Raw genomic sequence first — 17,909 nt, 5'->3', positions numbered from 1 at the left:
CGGAAAAAGACAAGCTGAAGACCTGAATGGATCGCCTCGTCGCCCTTGCCGTCAACCGGCGCTTCCTGATGGTCGGGATGTTCGTCGCCGTGCTCATCGGCGGCCTGATCGCGTTCAACCAGCTCAACATCGAGGCTTACCCCGATCCGACCCCGCCGATGGTCGACATCGTGACGCAGAGCCCGGGCCTGTCGGCGGAGGAGATCGAGCGCTACATCACGATTCCGATCGAGACCCAGGTCGCGGGTCTGAAGAACCTGACGACCATTCGCACCATCTCGCTCTACGGCCTCTCCGACGTCAAACTGCAGTTCTCCTTCGCCTACACTTATGACGAGGCGTTGCAGCAGGTCTTGAACCGCCTGGCGCAGCTCGCTCCACTGCCCGGCAACGTGCAGCCGCAGATCTCGCCGCTCAGCCCGATTGGCGAGATCTTCCGCTACCGTCTCGTCGGTCCGCCGAACTACAGCGTGCTCGACCTCAAGACCATCCAGGACTGGATCCTCCAGCGGCGCTTCCGTGCCGTGCCCGGCGTGATCGACGTCACCGGGTGGGGCGGCAAGAGCAAGACCTACGAGCTCCAGGTCGACTTCAACAAGCTGGTCGCTAACGGCCTGACGCTGCCGCAATTGCTCCAGGCGGTCGGTAATTCCAACGTCAATGTCGGCGGCAACACCGTCAATATCGGTCAGCAATCGGCAGTGGTGCGCGGCGTCGGCCTGATCCGCTCGATCGACGACCTCGCCAACACCATGGTCTCGCAGACCAACGGCAATCCGGTGCTGGTCAAGGACGTCGCCACCGTTACCGTCGGCCAGAAGCCACGTCTCGGCATTGCCGGCCTCGACGAGGCCGACGACATCGTGCAGGGCATCGTCCTGATGCGCCGTGGCGAGCAGAGCTCGCCAACCATCAAGCGCGTCCACCAGCTCGTTCAAACCATCAACGAGTCCAGCATCCTGCCGCCCGGCGTGCGCATCGAGCGCATCTACGACCGCGGTGACCTGATTGAGCTCACCACCCACACCGTGCTGCACAACATGGTGGTCGGCATCTTGCTGATCGTGCTGTTGCAGTGGATCTTCCTCGGCGATCTCCGCAGTGCGCTGATCGTCGGCGCCACTATCCCGTTCGCGCTGTTCTTCGCGGTGATCATCCTGGTGCTGCGCGGGGAATCGGCGAACCTGCTGTCGGTCGGCGCGATCGATTTCGGCCTGATCGTCGATGCCACCGTCATCATGGTGGAAGCGATCTTCCGGCGCCTGACGCAGACGACGCCGATGTCGGAATCCGAGCAGATGTCGTCCGAGACGCTGTTCGGCATGAAAAGCCACGCCATCCTCAGCGCAGCGGCCGATGTTTCCCGTTCGATCTTCTTCGCCGCGGCGATCATCATCGCGGCCTTCCTGCCGCTGTTCACGCTCTCCGGCGTCGAGGGCAACATCTTCGGGCCGATGGCGCGCACCTATGCTTATGCGCTGGCCGGCGGCCTGCTTGCGACCTTCACCGTCACTCCGGCGCTGTCCGCGATCATCCTGCCCGCGCATGTCCATGAGACCGAGACCAGGGTGATGCTGATCCTGCATCGGATCTACATGCCGGTGCTGCATTGGGCGGTCGCCAACCGCAGCATCATGCTCGGTGGCGCGTTCGGCCTCGTGCTGATGACGGTTGCGCTCAGCCGGTTGCTTGGCCTCGAATTCCTGCCGAAGCTGGAGGAGGGCAATCTCTGGATCCGCGCCACGCTGCCGCCGACCATCTCGCTCCAGGAAGGCAACTCCTACGTCAACGAGATGCGCAAGGTGATCCGCGCGCGGCCTGAAGTGGAATCCGTGGTGTCGCAGCACGGCCGCCCCGATGACGGCACTGACGCCGCCGGCTTCTTCAACGCCGAGTTCTTCGCGCCGCTCAAGCCCGCGAGCCAATGGCCCGGCACCCGCGACAAGGAAGAGCTGACTGCGCAGCTGCTCAAGCAGCTCGACGATCGCTTCCCCGGCGTCGAGTTCAACTTCTCGCAATATCTCCAGGACAACGTCTCCGAAGCCGTCTCCGGCGTGAAGGGCGAGAACTCGATCAAGCTGTTCGGCAGCGATCTCCAGGCGCTGACCGACACCGCCAACAAGATCAAGTCGGTGCTGGCAACCGTGCAGGGCGTCACCGATCTTGCGGTGTTCACCTCACTCGGGCAGCCGACCATCCAGATCGACATCAACCGTGCCAAGGCCGCGCGCTACGGCCTCGCGCCGGGCGACATCAATGCCACCATCAAGGTCGCGATCGGCGGCGACACCGCCGGCGACATCTACGAGGCGGGAAGCGACCGCCACTTCCCGATCATCGTTCGTCTCGCGCCGGAATTCCGCAGGAGCGCCGAGGCGATCCAGAATTTGCGGATCGGCGCGCCCGGACCGAACGGCACCGTCACGCAGATCCCCCTGAGCGAGGTCGCCACCATCAGCCTCGTCTCGGGTGCGGCCTACATTTATCGCGAGCAGCAGGAACGCTATCTGCCGATCAAGTTCTCGGTGCGTGAACGCGACCTCGGCAGCGCCATCCGCGAGGCGCAGCAGAAGATCGCCGATCAGGTGCAGCTGCCGCCCGGCGCGCACATGGACTGGGTCGGCGAATTCGGCAATCTCCAGGACGCGATCCGGCGATTGTCGATCGTGGTGCCGATCTCGCTGGCGCTGATCGGCGTCCTGCTCTGGTTCAATTTCGGCTCGATGACCGACACGCTGCTCGCCATGAGCGTGATCCCAATGGCGATCTTCGGCGGCGTGCTCGGTCTCTTGATCACCGGCACCGCCTTCAGTGTCTCGGCGGCGATCGGCTTCATCGCGCTGTTCGGCATCGCCGTGATGGACGGCATCATCATCCTGTCGCAGTTCAACCAGCTCATCGAAGAGGGCATGGACCGCATGAGCGCGGTGATACGCACCGGCGAATTGCAGCTTCGGCCGGTGCTGATGACTTGCGTCGTCGCCGGCATCGGCCTGTTGCCCGCTGCGCTGTCGGAAGGCATCGGCTCGCAGGTGCAGAAGCCGCTTGCGGTGGTCGTGGTGACAGGTATGATGCTCGCCCCCATCGTGATCCTGGTGACGCTGCCGGTGTTGATCTCCTTCTTCTCCCGCCGCGCACGCTGACGCCGCCGATCACAGCATTCGCTGCGCGATCCGCACCAGCATCATGGTGCCGAGGCCGAGCAGCATCAGGCTGGCCAACCGGCTGCTCATCGACAGCATGCGCGGCGTCAGCCGTGATCGCGCCGTTGCCACGATCGTGCTGAGCACGGTCCACCAGATCGCGGAACCGACGAAGACACCGGCGATCAACGGGGCTGCCGCGGCTTGCATGGAGAAGGCGTGCAGCGCAGCCAGAAACAGGATGACGGTCAGCGGATTGGTGAACCCAAGCGCGATGGCGCTGAGATAGGCGCGCGCCAGACGTACGTTGTCGACGTCGTCGGTCGTCTGGAGCGCGACCGAGCCGCGGTGGGTCCGGATCGCGAACCACAGCAGCGTGAGCGCCGAGACGATGCCGAAGCCGGCGGCATTGGCCTCGACCCAGGGCTGTGCCAGTGAGCCCAGTCCCAAAACCGCGAGGGCGCTGTAGGTGAGATGCACGGTCGCGGCGCCGAAGCCGGTTGCGAGGCCCGTGGCCATGCCTGATGCCAATGTGCGCTGAATGCACAGCATGCCCATCGGTCCGATCGGGGCGGCGACGGTGAAACCAATTCCAATGCCGGAAAAAAGCGCGGCAAGATAATGCGATAAAGGCATGCACCCGCACGAACAAATGAAATCTGTGCGTGTGCGTAGCCCCGAAAAAGTATCGCCGCCTCAACCAGAAGGGTGAGAAACGAACGAGAGCACAAACACGTTCGTGTGAGTCCAACGGGTTTGTGCCTTCGCGACAACAGTTCCACGCCTCACTGTGGAATCGTGTCGCGATCGTTGAACCGAATTGCGCCTGTCGCGACTCAGAATCCGTAGAGTTGCGCCGGGTTATCGACCAGGATCTTCTTGCGCACATCCGCATCCGGCGCCCACACCGGAAGCTGGTTGAGCAGGCGGCCGTCGTCGATCTGGTAAAGCGGTGCGATGTCGGTGGCTTTGCGTCCCTCGACACGGCTCGAATCCGGATGCGGCCAGTCCGTGCCCCAGACGATGCGGTCCGCATTCGCCGCAATCAGCGCACGCGCATAGGGCGCCATGTCCTGATAGTCGGGCGCGAGCTTCGAGGAGCGATAGGCGCCGGAAATCTTGACATGGGCCTTGCCGGATTTCACCAGCGCGACCAGGTCGGCAAATCCCGGTTGCTCCAGCCCAAGCGAAGCCTCGAGGCCGCCGAAATGGTCGAATACAACGGGTACCGGTGCCGTCTCGACGAGGTCCTTGATCGCCGAGATCATGGGCAGCGTGGTGTAGAGCTGCACGTGCCAGCCGCGCGCCTTCATGCGCTCGACGGCGGCGGTGAAGCGCGGCCGGCCGACATTGGGATCATTGACGCCGCCGGTCGCGAGATTGAGGCGGACACCGCGAAAGCCGTCTGCATGCATCGTGTCAAGCTGGGCCTCGGTCGTTTTGTCGTCGATCACGGCCACCCCGCGCGCGGCCGCGCCACGCGCCTTCATGCCGAACAGCGTCGAGGAATTATCGGTGCCGTAGACACTCGGCGTCACGATCACAACGCGCTCGATATGCAGCGCCTTGTGCAGCGCGGCCATTTCTTCGGGGCTCGCCGGCTCCGGCGTGTAGACGCGGCCCGCGAAGAACGGAAATTTTTCGACATCGCCATGGATGTGGGTGTGGCAGTCGCAGGCATGCGCCGGGACGTCGAAATTAACCGGCGTCGCGGGCTGCGCCGCACGGGCGTGGGCTTTGCTGGTCATGGCTACTCCGGCGGCAAGAGAGGCAAGCAGAACGCTGCGTCGATTGAGCATGGTTTCTCCCCCTATTTTATTATTTGGCAGTGGCCTCGCGACAATATCACATCAACTTGGCAGCCGCTGCGCTTCGCTGCATAGCTGCTTGACGAGGTCTGCAAGCGGGCGTGAGCCGTCGACGCGCACGACCGGGCAGGGCAGCCTCGCGAGCCACGCCTCATCTTTTGCGAGACTGCGGCCCCCGCGATCGCCGGCTTCGTAGTGCGAGGCCCAATCGACGAACGACTCCGCCTCCTCATGACGCCAGCCGCCCGGTGCGACGGCATCCGCTCCGAAATGCATAGCCTCGCGGCCACGCAGGCGCTGCAAGCGGAGCTCGCGCGGCGTCGTCACAAAGACGACGAGATCGAAGAATGGGACGAGCTCGTCGCCCCAACCGGTGACGGTTCCGCTCAGCACCCAATCGAGCCGCGGCAAGAACATCTCGCGCATTAGTCGCAAACGTTCGGCGGCAGGGCGTGTCGTCTGGTAGGGCGGCGCGGTCGGGAGCCAGAAATAATCATCGCTGTCGTGATGTGGCAGTGCAAGCCGGCCGGCGAGCGCGCGGCCGATCGTCGTCACGCCGGAACCTGAAGCTCCCATCAGATGGATGCGGCGGCTTTTCATGTTCACATCCTGAGACTGCCCGAACCGATTGCGCGGGTGCGGCGCGCTCCCTCACGCCGCTCGACGGCGCTTCGACATTCGCCCGCTTGTCGCGGGTTGGGCGGACAATGTCAGGCCTAACGCTCCGACAATGCGCATGACCGTGCCAAACTCAGGATTTCCGGTCTCTCCGAGCGCCTTGTACAGACTCTCGCGGTTCAACCCGGCTTTCTTCGCGATCGCGCTCATCCCGCGCGCGCGAGCGACAAGGCCGAGTGCGTCGCGCACGAAATCAGGATCGCCGGTCTCTAATGCGGCCGCAATATAGGCGGCCTGACGTTCTTCAGTGTTGAGATAGTCGGCAGCGTCGAAACGCGTCGTCCTGGATGCCGCCTTGACCGTCGTTTTCGCTGCTTTTGGCATCACATTGTCTCCGCCAGTTGCTGGGCTAGCTTGATGTCGCGTCGCTGCGTGCGCTTGTCCCCGCCACACAGCAGGATCACAATCTGCGTTCCGCGCTGCACATAGTAGATCCGATAGCCCGGTCCGTAGTCGATGCGCATTTCCCGGACGTTGCGACCGACGCTCTTGCTGTCGGCGAACGCGGGCAGTGATCCGGGCAACCGCGCTGGCGTCCTTGAGGCGGGTCAGCCACTCCGAAAAATGCTCGGTTTGCCTCACCTCGATCATGAGGTGCAAATGTAGCCCATGGGCTACAAAATGTCAAAGGAGGGTGGCGTGCCTGGGCGGTGGAGAGCCCAAAGGCGTTGCGGAAACTACTGCCCGGATGGCGTGCGCAGGCCGTGCCAGGCGTCACGGACCTGCTGGTAGTGCACCTCGGGCAGATAGTCCGGCGTGTTCAGGCTCAAGGTCTTGACGTCGAGATGGCCGACGGCGCTGAGCAGCGTATAGGACGCGATCACGCGGTCGCGGTTGGCGCCGATCAGGCGGGCCTTGGCCTGGATCAGATCGGCCTGCGAGTTCAGCACATCCACCGTCGTGCGCTGTCCGCCGGCGGCCTCGCGCTGCACGCCCTGGAGCGCGACGGTCGCCGCCTTCACTTCGGACTCCGATGCCGAGACCGCGATCTTGGCGCCTTCATGGACAACCCACGCGCTGACCGCCGCCGTGCGCGCCTGGTTGCGCACCTGGTCGAGCACGAGCCGGCTCTGCGCCGTGATCTCCTTGGCCTGCCGGGTGTGTGCGGCGGCCTGGCCACCGTCGTAGATCGGCACGGTGACATTGGCGACGATCGAGGCCTGATCTTCGGCGAAGGTGCCGAGCGTCGGGTCGTTGTTACGGCTCTTGCTGGCGCTGCCCTGGACGCTGGCGCTCGGCAGCAGCGCGCCTTCGGCGACGCGGATGTTGGTGGAGGCGACATCGACGTCGAAGCCGGCGGCCATCACTGCCGGGTGCTGGCGGATCGCCATCGTCAACGCGTCTTCACGGCTCTTCGGCAGATAGCGGTCGACGACTTCGGCAGCGCGAAGCTGCGACGGTGCATTGCCGATCACCTGTGCGTATATCGCCTGGCTCACCGCGAGCGCGACTTCGGCGGCGTTGAGATCGGAGAGCCCGCGGTTGAGCCGCGCCTCGGCCTGGGCGCTGTCGGTCGGCGTGACGTCGCCGGCGTTGAGGCGCCGTTGAGTGACCGAGAGCGTTTCGCGCAGGAAGGCGACGTTGGAGCGCTGCGCCTCGACCAGCGATTGGTTGGCGAGCACGTTGGTGTAGGCGGTGACCGCGTCGAGCAGCACGCCCTGGCCGACGTTGCGCAGCGCCTCGCGGCCCGACTGCACCTGGAGTTCGGCGGCGCGCACGTTGTTGGCGGTGCGGAAGCCGTTGAACAGGGTCTGCGTCACGGTGACGCCGATGATCCACGGCTTCAGATTGGCGGTCTGGATGGTGTTGTCGGGCAGCAGGTTGCGCACGGATTGCAGCCCGGCGCTGAGGCTTGCCACGATCTGTGGCCGGTAGCCCGCGAGCGCCTGCGGCACGTTCTCGTCAGTGGCGCGTTGCCGCGCGCGCTCGGCATTGAGCTGCGGATTGGTCTGGTAGGCCTTGGCGAGCGCCTCCGGCAGCGCTTCCGCCCGTGCGGCGGAGGGCAGGGCGCAACAGAGTGCCAGCGTGGTCCATGTCGCGAGCACAGGAGCCACGCCCGATCGATGCCGCGTCATCACGCGACCAGCTCTGGCGGCACGCCCAATCATGTAATCCGCAAATCCCGGCTGTCCGCCCCCGCCGACGGCGGCTCTCTTAACTGTTTAACCAGCCGAGGTCCCGCAGGCAAACTGCCGCGGGGGAAACCCCCATCTATTCCGTGCTTGTTGCAGGTACATCACAGGGATTCTGCGGGAACGGCATTGCCTTACACCAGCCTGACCGCGCGCCTCCTTACCGGTTCTTGTTCACCGGCTTCCGCTTCTCGATGAACGCCGCCATGCCCTCGGAGCGGTCCTCCAGCGCGAAGGTCGAGTGGAACAGGTTGCGCTCGACGCTCATGCCCTCGGCGAGCGTGGTCTCGAAGGCGCGGTTGACCGCTTCCTTGGCCATCGCGACCGCGGGCCGCGACATCGCGGCAATCTTCTCGGCCGCGCCCATCACCTCGTCCATCAGCTTGTCGGCCGGAACGATGCGGCTGACGAGGCCGCTGCGCTCGGCTTCGGCTGCATCCATCATGCGGCCGGTGAGGCAAAGGTCCATCGCCTTGGACTTGCCGATCGCACGGGTCAGGCGCTGGGTACCGCCGATGCCGGGGATGGTGCCGAGCGTGATTTCGGGTTGACCAAATTTGGCGGTGTCGGCGGCGATGATGAAGTCGCACATCATCGCGAGCTCGCAGCCGCCGCCGAGGGCATAGCCCGCGACCGCGGCGATCGTCGGCTTGCGGCAGCGCGCGACCCGATCGCCGCCGATCGCGGCAAAATCCTCCGAGAACATGTCGATGAAGCCTTTCGGCTGCATCTCCTTGATGTCGGCGCCGGCGGCAAATGCCTTCTCGCTGCCGGTCACGACGATGCAGCCGATGGCGTCATCGGCTTCGAGATCGTCGACGGCCGCGGCGATCTCGCGGAAGACGCCGAAGGAGAGTGCGTTGAGCAGCTTCGGCCGATTCAGCTTGATGATGCCGACCGCACCTTTGTTTTCGACGATGATGTGTTCGAACGTGCTCATGCTCCACCCACGCTTTTGGTTGAGCGGGCAATGTGCCCGCTGACGCGGTGGGCTTCAAGAGGCGCCAAAGCCACCGGAGCAGGAACGGCCGGAACACGCGGCGAGATGCGCGTTCCGGACGAGGTCCCGCGGGTCGGCGATCAGGCCAAAATCAAGCCAAAGTCACGCCATGAACATGCGCGCGGCGGAGGCCAGCGTCAGCAGCGTGCCGACGCCGATGAAGATTTTTCCGATCAGGGAGCTCTGGTCCCAGGCCGAACTCTGTTGGCTGCTTGCCATCACCGGCGCCGGACGCGGCTGCGCGTCGGTTGCGGCGATCACCGCCTTCTGTGCCGGCGCGCTGTCCTGTTGCAGGGCGCGGTCGATGTCGTTGAGCTGATCGGGTGGGACGACCTGGCTCTCGGCGTTCGGGGCGGCGGTATTATCGGCCGCGGCCTGGACGTTGTCGTTGGCCCGGCCCGTCATTGCGGAGGCGGCCGCCGCGGTCGGCGTATCGGCGGCGGCGAGCTGCGCATTGGCGTTGGCGACTTCCGGCGGCATCTGGCTCGAGGCCGGCGCGTCACGGTTGTCGGCCTTCGCCTCGTCGGCCGTTGCCGTAGCGTCCTTCTTGTCGGCCTTGTCGTCGGATTTTTGCGCCGTCTTGGCGCTGTCGCGGTGGCGCGACGTGTGACGCCGCTGCTTGCTCGGCTTGACCTCGTCCGCCTGTTTGCCTGCGCTGTCCGACTTGCTGCTAGCGGCTGAACTCGGCGCCGCCTGTGCAACGCCCCCAAACAGCACGAAAAGCCCGGCCAGGAGAATCAGGGCCGCGCGCCCGCTGGCTTTCATCATGTTGACATCTCCCCAAGTCCGCCCGTCCCGGGAGCGAACAGAGACCCTGGGGCGTGACCACAGCGGGGCAGAAAATGGGAATCTTCGGGCCACACTGGGCAAAAGCGCGGCAAACGATTGCCTTCCCGATCGGCCACGGGGTGCGGACGCGACCGATCGGTGTTATGAGCCGTCCCGGAACTTGATGGCCGTATAGGTCGCGTGGCCGAGTATAGATCACGAATTCGTGATCGTGCAGCTGCCGGCGTAACAAACTGAAAGAGCGGCCGAATTGCTTGGTGAGGGCGCGCGTGCGCGGACGTGAGGACGAGTGGACCGGCCTGATGCGGTCGGCCATGGCAGGCGATGACGCGGCGTATCATCGCCTGTTGAAGGCGGTCACGCCTGTGCTGCGCGCTGCCGCGAGGCGCGGCCTGGCGCGGGCCGGGCAGCCTCCCGACCAGGCCGAGGATATCGTGCAGGAGATTCTGTTGGCGGTGCATCTGAAGCGGCACACTTGGGACAGCGAAGCCCCCTTCGCCCCGTGGCTGTTTGCGATCGGCCGCAACAAGCTGATCGACATGCTGCGGCGACGCGGGAGGCGGATCTTCGTCAACATCGACGATTTCGCTGAGACCCTGCCGGGCGAGGTGCCGCAGGAGACGGCTTCGGCCGGCGAAGTTGCCAGCCAGCTCAATACGCTGCCGCAACGCCAGCGCGACGTGTTGCAGTCGATCGCGGTCGACAGCAGCTCGATCAAGGACACGGCGGCGAAATATTCGATGAGCGAGGGCGCGGTGCGGGTGGCGCTGCATCGCGGACTTGCGGCGCTGACTGCCAAACTGCGGGACCACTAGTCATGGACACCGATCAACTCATTCGCTCGCTCGCGGCCGACAACGCCCATCGTCCGCCGCGCGTCGGCGCGGTGCTGACCATGGCGCTGCTGGTCGCCGCGCCGCTGTCGATCCTGATCTTCGCCACCTTCCTCGGTGTGCGCCACGACGTGATGAGCGCGATGCACAACCCGTTCTTCGACATGAAGTTCGCGGTCACGCTGTCGCTCGCGATACCCGCGATCATCGTCAGCCTGCATCTGTCGCGTCCCGAAGCCTTGCTGCGTGGCTGGGGCTGGCTGCTGCTGCTGCCCGTCGGGTTGCTCGCGGTGGCGATCGGCAGCGAGGCGATGATGGCGCCGGCCATGCCGATGACGATGCGATTGATGGGCAAGAATTCCAGGGTGTGCCTGTTGGCAATCCCTGCGATGTCGCTGCCGCTGCTTGCGGGGGCCCTGTTCGGCCTGCGCCACGGCGCGCCGTCCCACCCCGCGCTCGCCGGCGCGCTCGCCGGCCTGGTGTCGGCGGGCCTCGCCGCGACGCTGTACGCCTCGCACTGCACCGATGACTCGCCGCTGTTCGTCGCGACCTGGTACACGCTCGCGACCGCGTTGGTGACGGCAATTGGCGCGCTGGTGGGGGCGAAGGTCCTGCGCTACTAGCTCGCCGGCTTCACGCCGCCGGCGTCGCGCCCTGCTGCATGCGGTGGAAGCGCAGCACCTGCTGCGCGGTCGAACTGCGCAGCGCCTCGTAAGCGTCGCGCAGCGTCACCATGTCGGTCTGCGAGCCGCCTGCGAGCTTCTCGCGCAGGGCGATGATGGCGCGGACGCTCGACCATTGCATGGCCGCGACCTTGGCGAGGATCATCACGCCCTCGACCCGGCTTTCGATCATCATGGTCTCGGCGGTCTCGACTGCGACGCCCGCAAGCGCGGCAAGCCCTGCGTTGGTTTCGTCGAACTTGCCCTGCTCCGCGAAGGTGGCGACCTGGAGCTCGGTGAGGCGGCCGTCCTCGTGCAGCGACTTCACCAGCGCGCGCGCCCTCTCGGTCTGCCTGGTCATGCTGGCGGCGCGGATCCGCTGCGCCGCTTCCTGGACCACGCTGGACACGTCGTCCGCGAGCTCCGGATGCGCGGCCTCCAGCTTCCTGCGCACGGCCAAGGAGGCCTTCGCGACCAGCTTCAAATAATGATGGCGGGGCAGGTCGGCCCGCAGGCCGATGGAGCTGGCGAGGTCGTCGTCACGTTCGGCGCGGGTCACGAGGTCGGCGAGACTTCCCTCCGACAGTTGCGCGCCCGGATTGTTGACGGTCGATTGCACCACGTCCTCGTCGCCGCGGGTCACCAGCACGTCGCTCAGCGCTTCCGACAGCACCCGCCGCAGCGAGATCGCCTTGAGATGGGCTTGGCCCCTGGTGCGCGCGATCTCGATCAGGGTCGCCTCGTCCAGCCGTTCGGATTTCGACAGCACCGGGCCGGAAACCTCGATCACCTCGTCGAGCGCGAGCGTGCGGATGATCTTCGGCGGCGCAGCCGCGATCGATGCGAGGCGTTCGGCGAGCAGCGCCCTGGCGGACGTCTCGATCTGCTCGATCAGGCATTGGAACACGTCGTCGAACACGCGGACGTGGTCGTCGGAATAGTCCAAGGCGTTGCCCACGAAGAGATCGGTGACGCGGCGCAGCGTCTCGACCCGGTGCGCGACGGTGCCGTGCGAGAGCGCAGTTTGCAATTCCTCGAGCAGACTTTCGGATGATTTTACGGCTTTGGATCTCATTGCCCTGTCCTGGAGCGTTCGGCCCGGCCGCGGCTTCTGTCGCGCCGGGAGAAAATGGATTGGTCAGCTGGTTGCAATGCGGTTGCGCCCCTGTGCCTTGGCGGAATAGAGCGCGCTATCGGCGCGCACGAGAAACGTGTCGGCAGTATCGTTGTCGCGTAGTGTCACGACGCCCGCGGAAATGGTCACGCGCATGCCCGGGGAGAATGCGCTCCAGTCCAGATCGGCGACGATCCCGCGCAGGCGATCGAGCATGCGCGACGCCGCATCGCCGTCCATCCCAGGCAGCAGCAGCAAGAATTCCTCGCCGCCGTAGCGGCCGAAGCAGTCGGCCGGGCGGATATTGGCGAACATTGTGATCGCGAAGGTGCGCAGCACCTCGTCGCCGACGGGATGGCCGTGGGCGTCGTTGATGCGCTTGAACCAGTCGAGGTCGATCAGCGCGATCGCGCAAGGCCTCGATGTCTGCCGCGATTTTTCGATCTCGGCGTCGAGAAGCCGCATGATGCAGCGGCGGTTGTAGGAGCCGGTGAGTTCGTCGAGCTCCGCCAACTCCTCGATGCGCTGATAGGCGGCCTTCAGCTCGATGCTGCGCCGGTACAGGATCTTGCGCAGCGTGGCGCCGAACAGGCCGAGGAAGGCGCACTGGCCAATCACCAGCACGAAGCACAGCATCGAGGCGGCCCGTTGCAGCTGGGTCGTCACCGGCAGTCCGATTGGCAAGTCCGAGGCGAGGAAAACCAAGGCGAGCCCGCACGTCGCAAGGCCCCAGGTGAGCATCGCCTGACTAGAGGTCATACGAAGCGTGCCGAAGGCGAAGATCAGGAACAGCACGGCAAGGAACGCAACTCCGACTGTCGGCACCGCGAGCAGGAACAGCAGCTGCAGCGTCATATGCGCCGAGATCTGGAAGACGGTGAGGTAATGATCCTCGAACCGGTCGCCGAAGCCCGCTTCCGACAGCACGGTGAAGGTCCCGATGATCAGAAGGCCGCCGAGCCAGAACAGTGACGGAACGCCCATGGAGATCACGCCGTCAAAAGCGTAGAGCAGCAGGACGGAGGCGCCGAGCGAGTAGCTCGCCACCTGGCCGACATACATCTGGCGCCGCTGCCGGATCCGGCGCGCGAGGACTTCGGGTGCCGCCGCTTCGGTGGTCAGGGCGAGATCCGCGGCCTCAGCGGCATTCCTCTCGGGAAAGGACGTCGCAGCCGTGCTCATGGTCCCGCCAATCGTGGATGTCAGCCCAAAAATCTACGTGGCAAGCCTTTAGGTTTGGTATCCTTCGAAACCGAATCCACGCTGTACAGCGCGGCAGCGCGGGACGTCGACCGTCCCAGGAATTTGCCGGCGATTAGGCATCGTGTGCGACGCGGTCGAGCCGAAGCAGGGCTTCGGAAGACATATGTCGTGCTAAGCTGCTAAGGTTCCATGCACGTCGGGCCGTCTAAGCTGGGACGGCATTGCTCAGGAAAGTGCTTCATTACTATGTTACCGTTCTTGAGCGAAGCGCCCAGCCGCGGGTGGCAACAGGAAATTTCGCGTCTGTGGGGTAGATCACACAGCTTCCCGTACGACTGCGGTAGGTTGAACAATTTTACCCCTCCCGTCGAACCGTCTGCCGCATCCACCCGACCAACCTTGCGAGACGGTCTTTGAGCGTGACACAAGCGGCTTCGGACGAGATCCTGATCGCCAGGATCGCTCAAGGCGACCGGCTCGCCATGCAGGTGCTGTACGGGCGGCACCATGTCAGGGTGTATCGGTTCGGCCTCCGGCTCGTGCGGGACGAGCAGGCGGCGGAAGACCTCATCAGTGAGGTATTTCTCGATGTCTGGCGTCAAGCCGGCAAGTTCGAGGGCCGATCCGCCGTTTCGACCTGGCTGCTGGCCATTACCCGATTCAAGGCCCTGTCTGCGCTCCGGCGCAGGAAGGATTTTGAGTTGGACGACGACGCCGCGAACGCGATCGAGGATACGTCCGACAATCCGGAAACGGCAGTGCAGAAGAAGGATACCAGTGAAGCGTTGCGGGAGTGTCTGACTGGTCTCTCGCCGGATCATCGGGAAATCGTCGATCTCGTCTACTACCACGAGAAATCCGTGGAAGAGGTGGCCGAAATCGTAGGCATCCCGGAGAACACTGTGAAGACGCGCTTGTTCTATGCGCGCAAGAAATTGGCCGAACTGCTGAAAGCAGCCGGCATTGAGCGAGGCTGGCCATGATGGCTTTGAGCAAGAAGATGCTGGAGCAAGAGCCCGGTGAAATTGAACTGCTGCTGCCGTGGCACGCCGCCGGCACGCTGAACCCGCGCGATGCGCGCCGCGTCGACGAGGCGCTGGCGCGCGATCCCGAGCTCGCGAAGCAATATGCCGCGATCCGCGGCGAGTATGAAGAGACCATCCATCTGAACGAGAGCCTGGGTGCTCCGTCGGCGCGCGCGATGCAGAAGCTGTTCGCCGCGATCGACGCCGAACCTGCGCGGGCGGCCGGTTCGCTGCCGCTGTCGGCGCGCATCGCCACCTTCTTTGCGAGCCTGTCGCCGCGCACGCTGGCCTGGTCGGCGAGCCTTGGCGCCATGGCGCTCGTGCTGCAAGCCGGAATCATCGGCGCGGTGTTGACGAAGACCCAGACTGCGACCTTCCAGACTGCTTCGCTCTCGACCAGCGCTCCGCTTACACGCGACCTCGGCACGACCGTCCCGCCGGCGCGCGCGCTGGTGCGCTTCACGCCCGAGGCGCGCGTCGCCGACATCACCGCATTGCTCGACGGCTACCAGGCTTCGATCATCGGTGATGCCAAGGGCGGCATGTTCCGCCTCCAGTTCGACAAGGCGATGAGCCAGGACGAACTCGCCTCGCTGCTCGGCAAGATGCAGCGCGAGAAGTTCGTCAACCTCGCCGTCGCGGCGCCGTAAGGCGCTTCCAAGCCGATGATGCGCAAGTCCGAAAGTGGAGTGAGAGCCGGGGCCTGCGCTTCGTCGGTCGGAGCCGCGCTTTTGCTCGCCGCCTGTCTCGGAGTCGAGGTTGCGCAGGCGCAGGCGATCATGCGCACGCCGACGATTAGCGTCCCCTCCCGAATGCCCACGATTTCTCCCGGCGTCGCCGCACGCGTCAGTCCCGGTGTTGCCGCCAGAGCGGTGGCCGTCGGCCGCGGTCCGGGTCCGACCGTGACGACCAGGATTTCGGCGCGGATGGGACCGACGCCGGTGCTGCCTTATGCGCGCTACTCCCCGAACCTCTATCCCGCCTGTACCGCGCCCGATCGCGACGCCGCCGGCGAATGCCTGGCGCAGCAGAACGCAGGCGGCAATGGCTCGGGCAAATCGGGCAACAAGACCGCCGGAAAGGGGCGCGGCAACAACACGCCGGTCGCTGCGGATCTGCGCATCTTCGCCGGCGAATTCGTCGCCGAGATCGACGGCGGGCTGTCGTTGACCCAGGCCGACGAGCTTGCGCGCCGCCATGGGCTGACCCGCGTGTCTTCCGAGAACTTTCCGCTGATCGGGTCGACGTTCGGACTGTTCCGCATCACCGACGGCCGGCCCTCCGCGACGGTGCGGCGTGAATTCGCGGCGGACGGTAGCGTGCGCTCGGTCCAGCCGAACTTCCGCTATCTGCTCCAGGATCAGAAATCGTCGGTGCCGACCGAGGGAGATCCCGCGCAATATGCGCTGGCCAAGCTCTGCCTGCCGCAGGCACATACGCTGGCGCATGGTGCCAATGTGACGGTAGCCGTGATCGACTCCGGCATCGACGCCCAGCATCCGGAACTTGCCAATTCCATTGCCGACAATTTCGATGCGCTCGGCAGCGCCGAAGGCCCGCACATTCATGGCACCGGCATTGCCGGCGCTATCGTGGCGCATGGCAAGCTGATGGGCAGCGCGCCCGAGGCGCGCCTCATCGCCATCCGCGCCTTCGGCGGCACCACCGGCGGGGCCGAGAGCTCATCCTACATCATCCTGCGCTCGCTGAACTATGCCGCCGAGCATGGGGCGCAGATCGTCAACATGAGCTTTGCCGGTCCGAAGGATGCGGTGATCGAGCGGGCCATCGCCGCGACCGCCGCGCGCGGCCTGGTGCTGATCGCGGCCGCCGGCAACGCCGGCGCGAAGTCGCCGCCGCTCTATCCGGCCGCCAATCCCAACGTGATCGCGGTCAGCGCGACCGACCAGCAGGACAGGCTGTTCACCGCCTCCAATCGTGGCAACTACATCGCGGTCGCGGCCCCCGGCGTCGATATCTTCCTGCCGGCGCCTGACGGCAAATATCAGATGACGTCGGGCACCTCGTTCTCTGCCGCCTATGTCTCCGGCGTCGCGGCGCTGCTGCTCGAGCGCAACTACGCCTTGAAGCCGGAAGCACTGCGCACGACGCTGGCGAAGACGGCGCGCGACCTCGGTTCACCGGGCCGTGATGATCTGTTCGGCGACGGCGAGGCCGACGCGTTTGCCGCGGTCATGGCCGTTCCCGCCGCCGGCGCGACGCCGGTCGCGGCCGCGTCCGGTACAACAAAACGTGAAGATATCGAGAAGCGTCGCGACGAGCCTGGCATCCGCGCATTAGAGCAACCTTCGTTGTCGAGCACTGAGGATAAAGCCACGGTTTCTCAGGCGGATAAGCCGACGACGCGATAGCGGCTGCGACAACTTTGCGCGCAGCGCGAAGGTCGAAAAATCAAACGCTGCATTGAACGTTCGGCCCGCTGCCACGACCAAATTATGTGGGAGCGGTTATCCCTCCCCATAAGTCATATTAGGCGCGAGCGCCCATCCACCCCAAGCGCCCATATGGCTCGACCCGTCCGGTTGTCCCCCCGGACGGGTCTTTTCTTTTTGGACGTCCCATTCCTCGAAGCCCTGCGCGAGATCAGCTTCCGGTTGGAGATCGTGGTTCACCCATCGCCACCGCTCCGCCGGCACGCCGCAAGCGCGCTATGCTTGTGCGAAGCTTGACTCCAAAACGCCTTGAATCTCCGCACGACTACGGAGTTTCGCGACGAAAACATCGTCGTTGCTGGACAAGTCAAAACTTTTCCACAAAATATTCACGTCGCGTCTAAATTGATTCGTGTGCGTTGCGTCGCGTCCGTATTTTCTCCTGACGGGCTGATTTATGACACATCGCCAAGAGGCTATTCGCGACGTGGCTATTGGCCGCGACGTTGCGGCACGCTGGTGCGCTCTCGCCGAGCAGCGGCTGGTGCATCTCTCCGAGATGTTCGAGACCGGACGCTGGCGCCGCTATCACTCCGAGATCGCATTTCTCGAAAACATCCAGGAAGCCAAGCTCGCCGTCCAGACCTGGCGCGCGCTTGCCACCGGCGCCGACGTCGCCACGGCGGCCGCGAGCGTGTCGCCCGCATTCGGCTGGTCGCCGGCGACAATGCCCCGCATGTTTCCGCGCGAGGCGCAGACCGTGCAACCGAAGGCCGTGCACATCGTCCCGGAGACCGCCGTGCCGGTCAGGCTCGATCCGAAGCCGGGCGTTCTCGCCGAAATCTCCGAAGCCCCGACCGCGCTGGTCGCCGCGCCTGCCCCGATGGCACCGCTCAAGGTGCCGGCTGCCATGGCGCCACCCACCGCGCCCGTGGCAATGACAGGACCCAAGGTGCCGGCCGCGACCGCAGCGCCCAAGGCGCTGGCTGCGATGGCAGCGCTTCTGCCGCAGTTCTCTCCGCCGGCAGCCGAAATTGTCGCAGCCCCCGAGCGCTTGGTTGAGTTCACCTTTAACCTCGACGGCCTCGAAGCCAAGTACCCGCTGCTGCGGAACGCGTTCTAGCTTTCG

17 protein-coding genes are annotated in these 17,909 nt (G+C 65.1%); 7 read left to right on the top strand and 10 right to left on the bottom strand.

Features of this window, described 5'->3' with window-relative positions:
* Window positions 1-26 precede the first annotated feature (26 nt).
* The gene (locus AC0L3K_RS19995; RefSeq protein ID WP_473366738.1) at window positions 27-3,143 is read left to right on the top strand and encodes an efflux RND transporter permease subunit; all 3,117 of its coding nucleotides are present in this window, start codon (window positions 27-29) and stop codon (window positions 3,141-3,143) included.
* Between the two features lie 9 nt (window positions 3,144-3,152).
* Here AC0L3K_RS19995 and AC0L3K_RS19990 read toward each other — a convergent pair whose 3' ends face one another.
* From AC0L3K_RS19990 to AC0L3K_RS19955, 8 genes are all read right to left on the bottom strand, one after another.
* Entirely contained in the window at window positions 3,153-3,779 is a 627-nt protein-coding gene (locus AC0L3K_RS19990) for a LysE family translocator (RefSeq protein ID WP_473366737.1), read from the bottom strand.
* A 200-nt stretch (window positions 3,780-3,979) separates the two neighbouring features.
* On the bottom strand, window positions 3,980-4,942 hold the full coding sequence (locus tag AC0L3K_RS19985) for an amidohydrolase family protein (RefSeq protein WP_473366736.1): 963 nt from the start codon (window positions 4,940-4,942) through the stop codon (window positions 3,980-3,982).
* A gap of 51 nt (window positions 4,943-4,993) precedes the next feature.
* Complete coding sequence (locus AC0L3K_RS19980) at window positions 4,994-5,551, bottom strand: P-loop NTPase family protein (protein ID WP_473366735.1); 558 nt, start codon at window positions 5,549-5,551, stop codon at window positions 4,994-4,996.
* A gap of 51 nt (window positions 5,552-5,602) precedes the next feature.
* Window positions 5,603-5,953 (bottom strand): addiction module antidote protein, encoded by a 351-nt coding sequence (locus AC0L3K_RS19975; protein WP_007593593.1) that lies wholly within the window; start codon window positions 5,951-5,953, stop codon window positions 5,603-5,605.
* Complete coding sequence (locus tag AC0L3K_RS19970; RefSeq protein ID WP_311985936.1) at window positions 5,953-6,153, bottom strand: type II toxin-antitoxin system RelE/ParE family toxin; 201 nt, start codon at window positions 6,151-6,153, stop codon at window positions 5,953-5,955. The genes AC0L3K_RS19975 and AC0L3K_RS19970 overlap by 1 nt, the downstream gene beginning before the upstream one ends.
* A 153-nt stretch (window positions 6,154-6,306) precedes the next feature.
* On the bottom strand, window positions 6,307-7,704 hold the full coding sequence (locus AC0L3K_RS19965) for a TolC family outer membrane protein (protein ID WP_473366734.1): 1,398 nt from the start codon (window positions 7,702-7,704) through the stop codon (window positions 6,307-6,309).
* Window positions 7,705-7,921: 217 nt separating this feature from the next.
* Window positions 7,922-8,701, bottom strand: coding sequence for an enoyl-CoA hydratase (locus AC0L3K_RS19960; protein WP_473366733.1), 780 nt, complete (start codon window positions 8,699-8,701; stop codon window positions 7,922-7,924).
* 162 nt (window positions 8,702-8,863) lie between these two features.
* On the bottom strand, window positions 8,864-9,529 hold the full coding sequence (locus AC0L3K_RS19955) for a hypothetical protein (protein WP_219684885.1): 666 nt from the start codon (window positions 9,527-9,529) through the stop codon (window positions 8,864-8,866).
* 290 nt (window positions 9,530-9,819) lie between these two features.
* On the opposite strand from AC0L3K_RS19955, the gene AC0L3K_RS19950 reads away from it, so the two are divergent.
* Together AC0L3K_RS19950 and AC0L3K_RS19945 are read left to right on the top strand one after the other, a co-directional pair.
* Window positions 9,820-10,365, top strand: a complete 546-nt coding sequence (locus tag AC0L3K_RS19950; RefSeq protein ID WP_473366732.1) for a sigma-70 family RNA polymerase sigma factor — start codon at window positions 9,820-9,822, stop codon at window positions 10,363-10,365.
* Window positions 10,366-10,367: 2 nt separating this feature from the next.
* Window positions 10,368-11,006, top strand: coding sequence for a DUF1109 domain-containing protein (locus tag AC0L3K_RS19945; protein ID WP_354169498.1), 639 nt, complete (start codon window positions 10,368-10,370; stop codon window positions 11,004-11,006).
* A gap of 10 nt (window positions 11,007-11,016) precedes the next feature.
* Here the strand turns inward: AC0L3K_RS19945 and AC0L3K_RS19940 are convergent, their stop codons facing one another.
* Window positions 11,017-12,120 carry a DUF2336 domain-containing protein gene (locus AC0L3K_RS19940; RefSeq protein WP_007593586.1) on the bottom strand — a complete coding sequence of 368 codons (1,104 nt, stop codon included), beginning with the start codon at window positions 12,118-12,120 and terminating at the stop codon, window positions 11,017-11,019.
* 63 nt (window positions 12,121-12,183) lie between these two features.
* Window positions 12,184-13,341: a GGDEF domain-containing protein gene (locus AC0L3K_RS19935; RefSeq protein ID WP_007593584.1), complete on the bottom strand. Its 1,158-nt coding sequence runs from the start codon at window positions 13,339-13,341 to the stop codon at window positions 12,184-12,186.
* A 434-nt stretch (window positions 13,342-13,775) separates the two neighbouring features.
* Here AC0L3K_RS19935 and AC0L3K_RS19930 point away from each other — a divergent pair, with 434 nt between their 5' ends.
* From AC0L3K_RS19930 to AC0L3K_RS19915, 4 genes are all read left to right on the top strand, one after another.
* Window positions 13,776-14,345, top strand: a complete 570-nt coding sequence (locus AC0L3K_RS19930) for a sigma-70 family RNA polymerase sigma factor (RefSeq protein ID WP_007593582.1) — start codon at window positions 13,776-13,778, stop codon at window positions 14,343-14,345.
* Window positions 14,342-15,037, top strand: coding sequence for a hypothetical protein (locus AC0L3K_RS19925; RefSeq protein ID WP_007593580.1), 696 nt, complete (start codon window positions 14,342-14,344; stop codon window positions 15,035-15,037). The genes AC0L3K_RS19930 and AC0L3K_RS19925 overlap by 4 nt, the downstream gene beginning before the upstream one ends.
* A 15-nt stretch (window positions 15,038-15,052) precedes the next feature.
* Window positions 15,053-16,759, top strand: coding sequence for a S8 family serine peptidase (locus AC0L3K_RS19920; RefSeq protein ID WP_473366731.1), 1,707 nt, complete (start codon window positions 15,053-15,055; stop codon window positions 16,757-16,759).
* Between the two features lie 508 nt (window positions 16,760-17,267).
* A complete protein-coding gene (locus tag AC0L3K_RS19915; RefSeq protein ID WP_007593576.1) occupies window positions 17,268-17,903 on the top strand; it encodes a TIGR03809 family protein in 636 nt (211 codons plus the stop codon).
* Window positions 17,904-17,909 lie beyond the last annotated feature (6 nt).

The sequence above is a fragment of the Bradyrhizobium sp. MI1.10 genome, from assembly GCF_055811035.1.
Note: the sequence above shows the minus strand (reverse complement) of the source record. Positions and strands in the feature narration are given on the sequence as shown.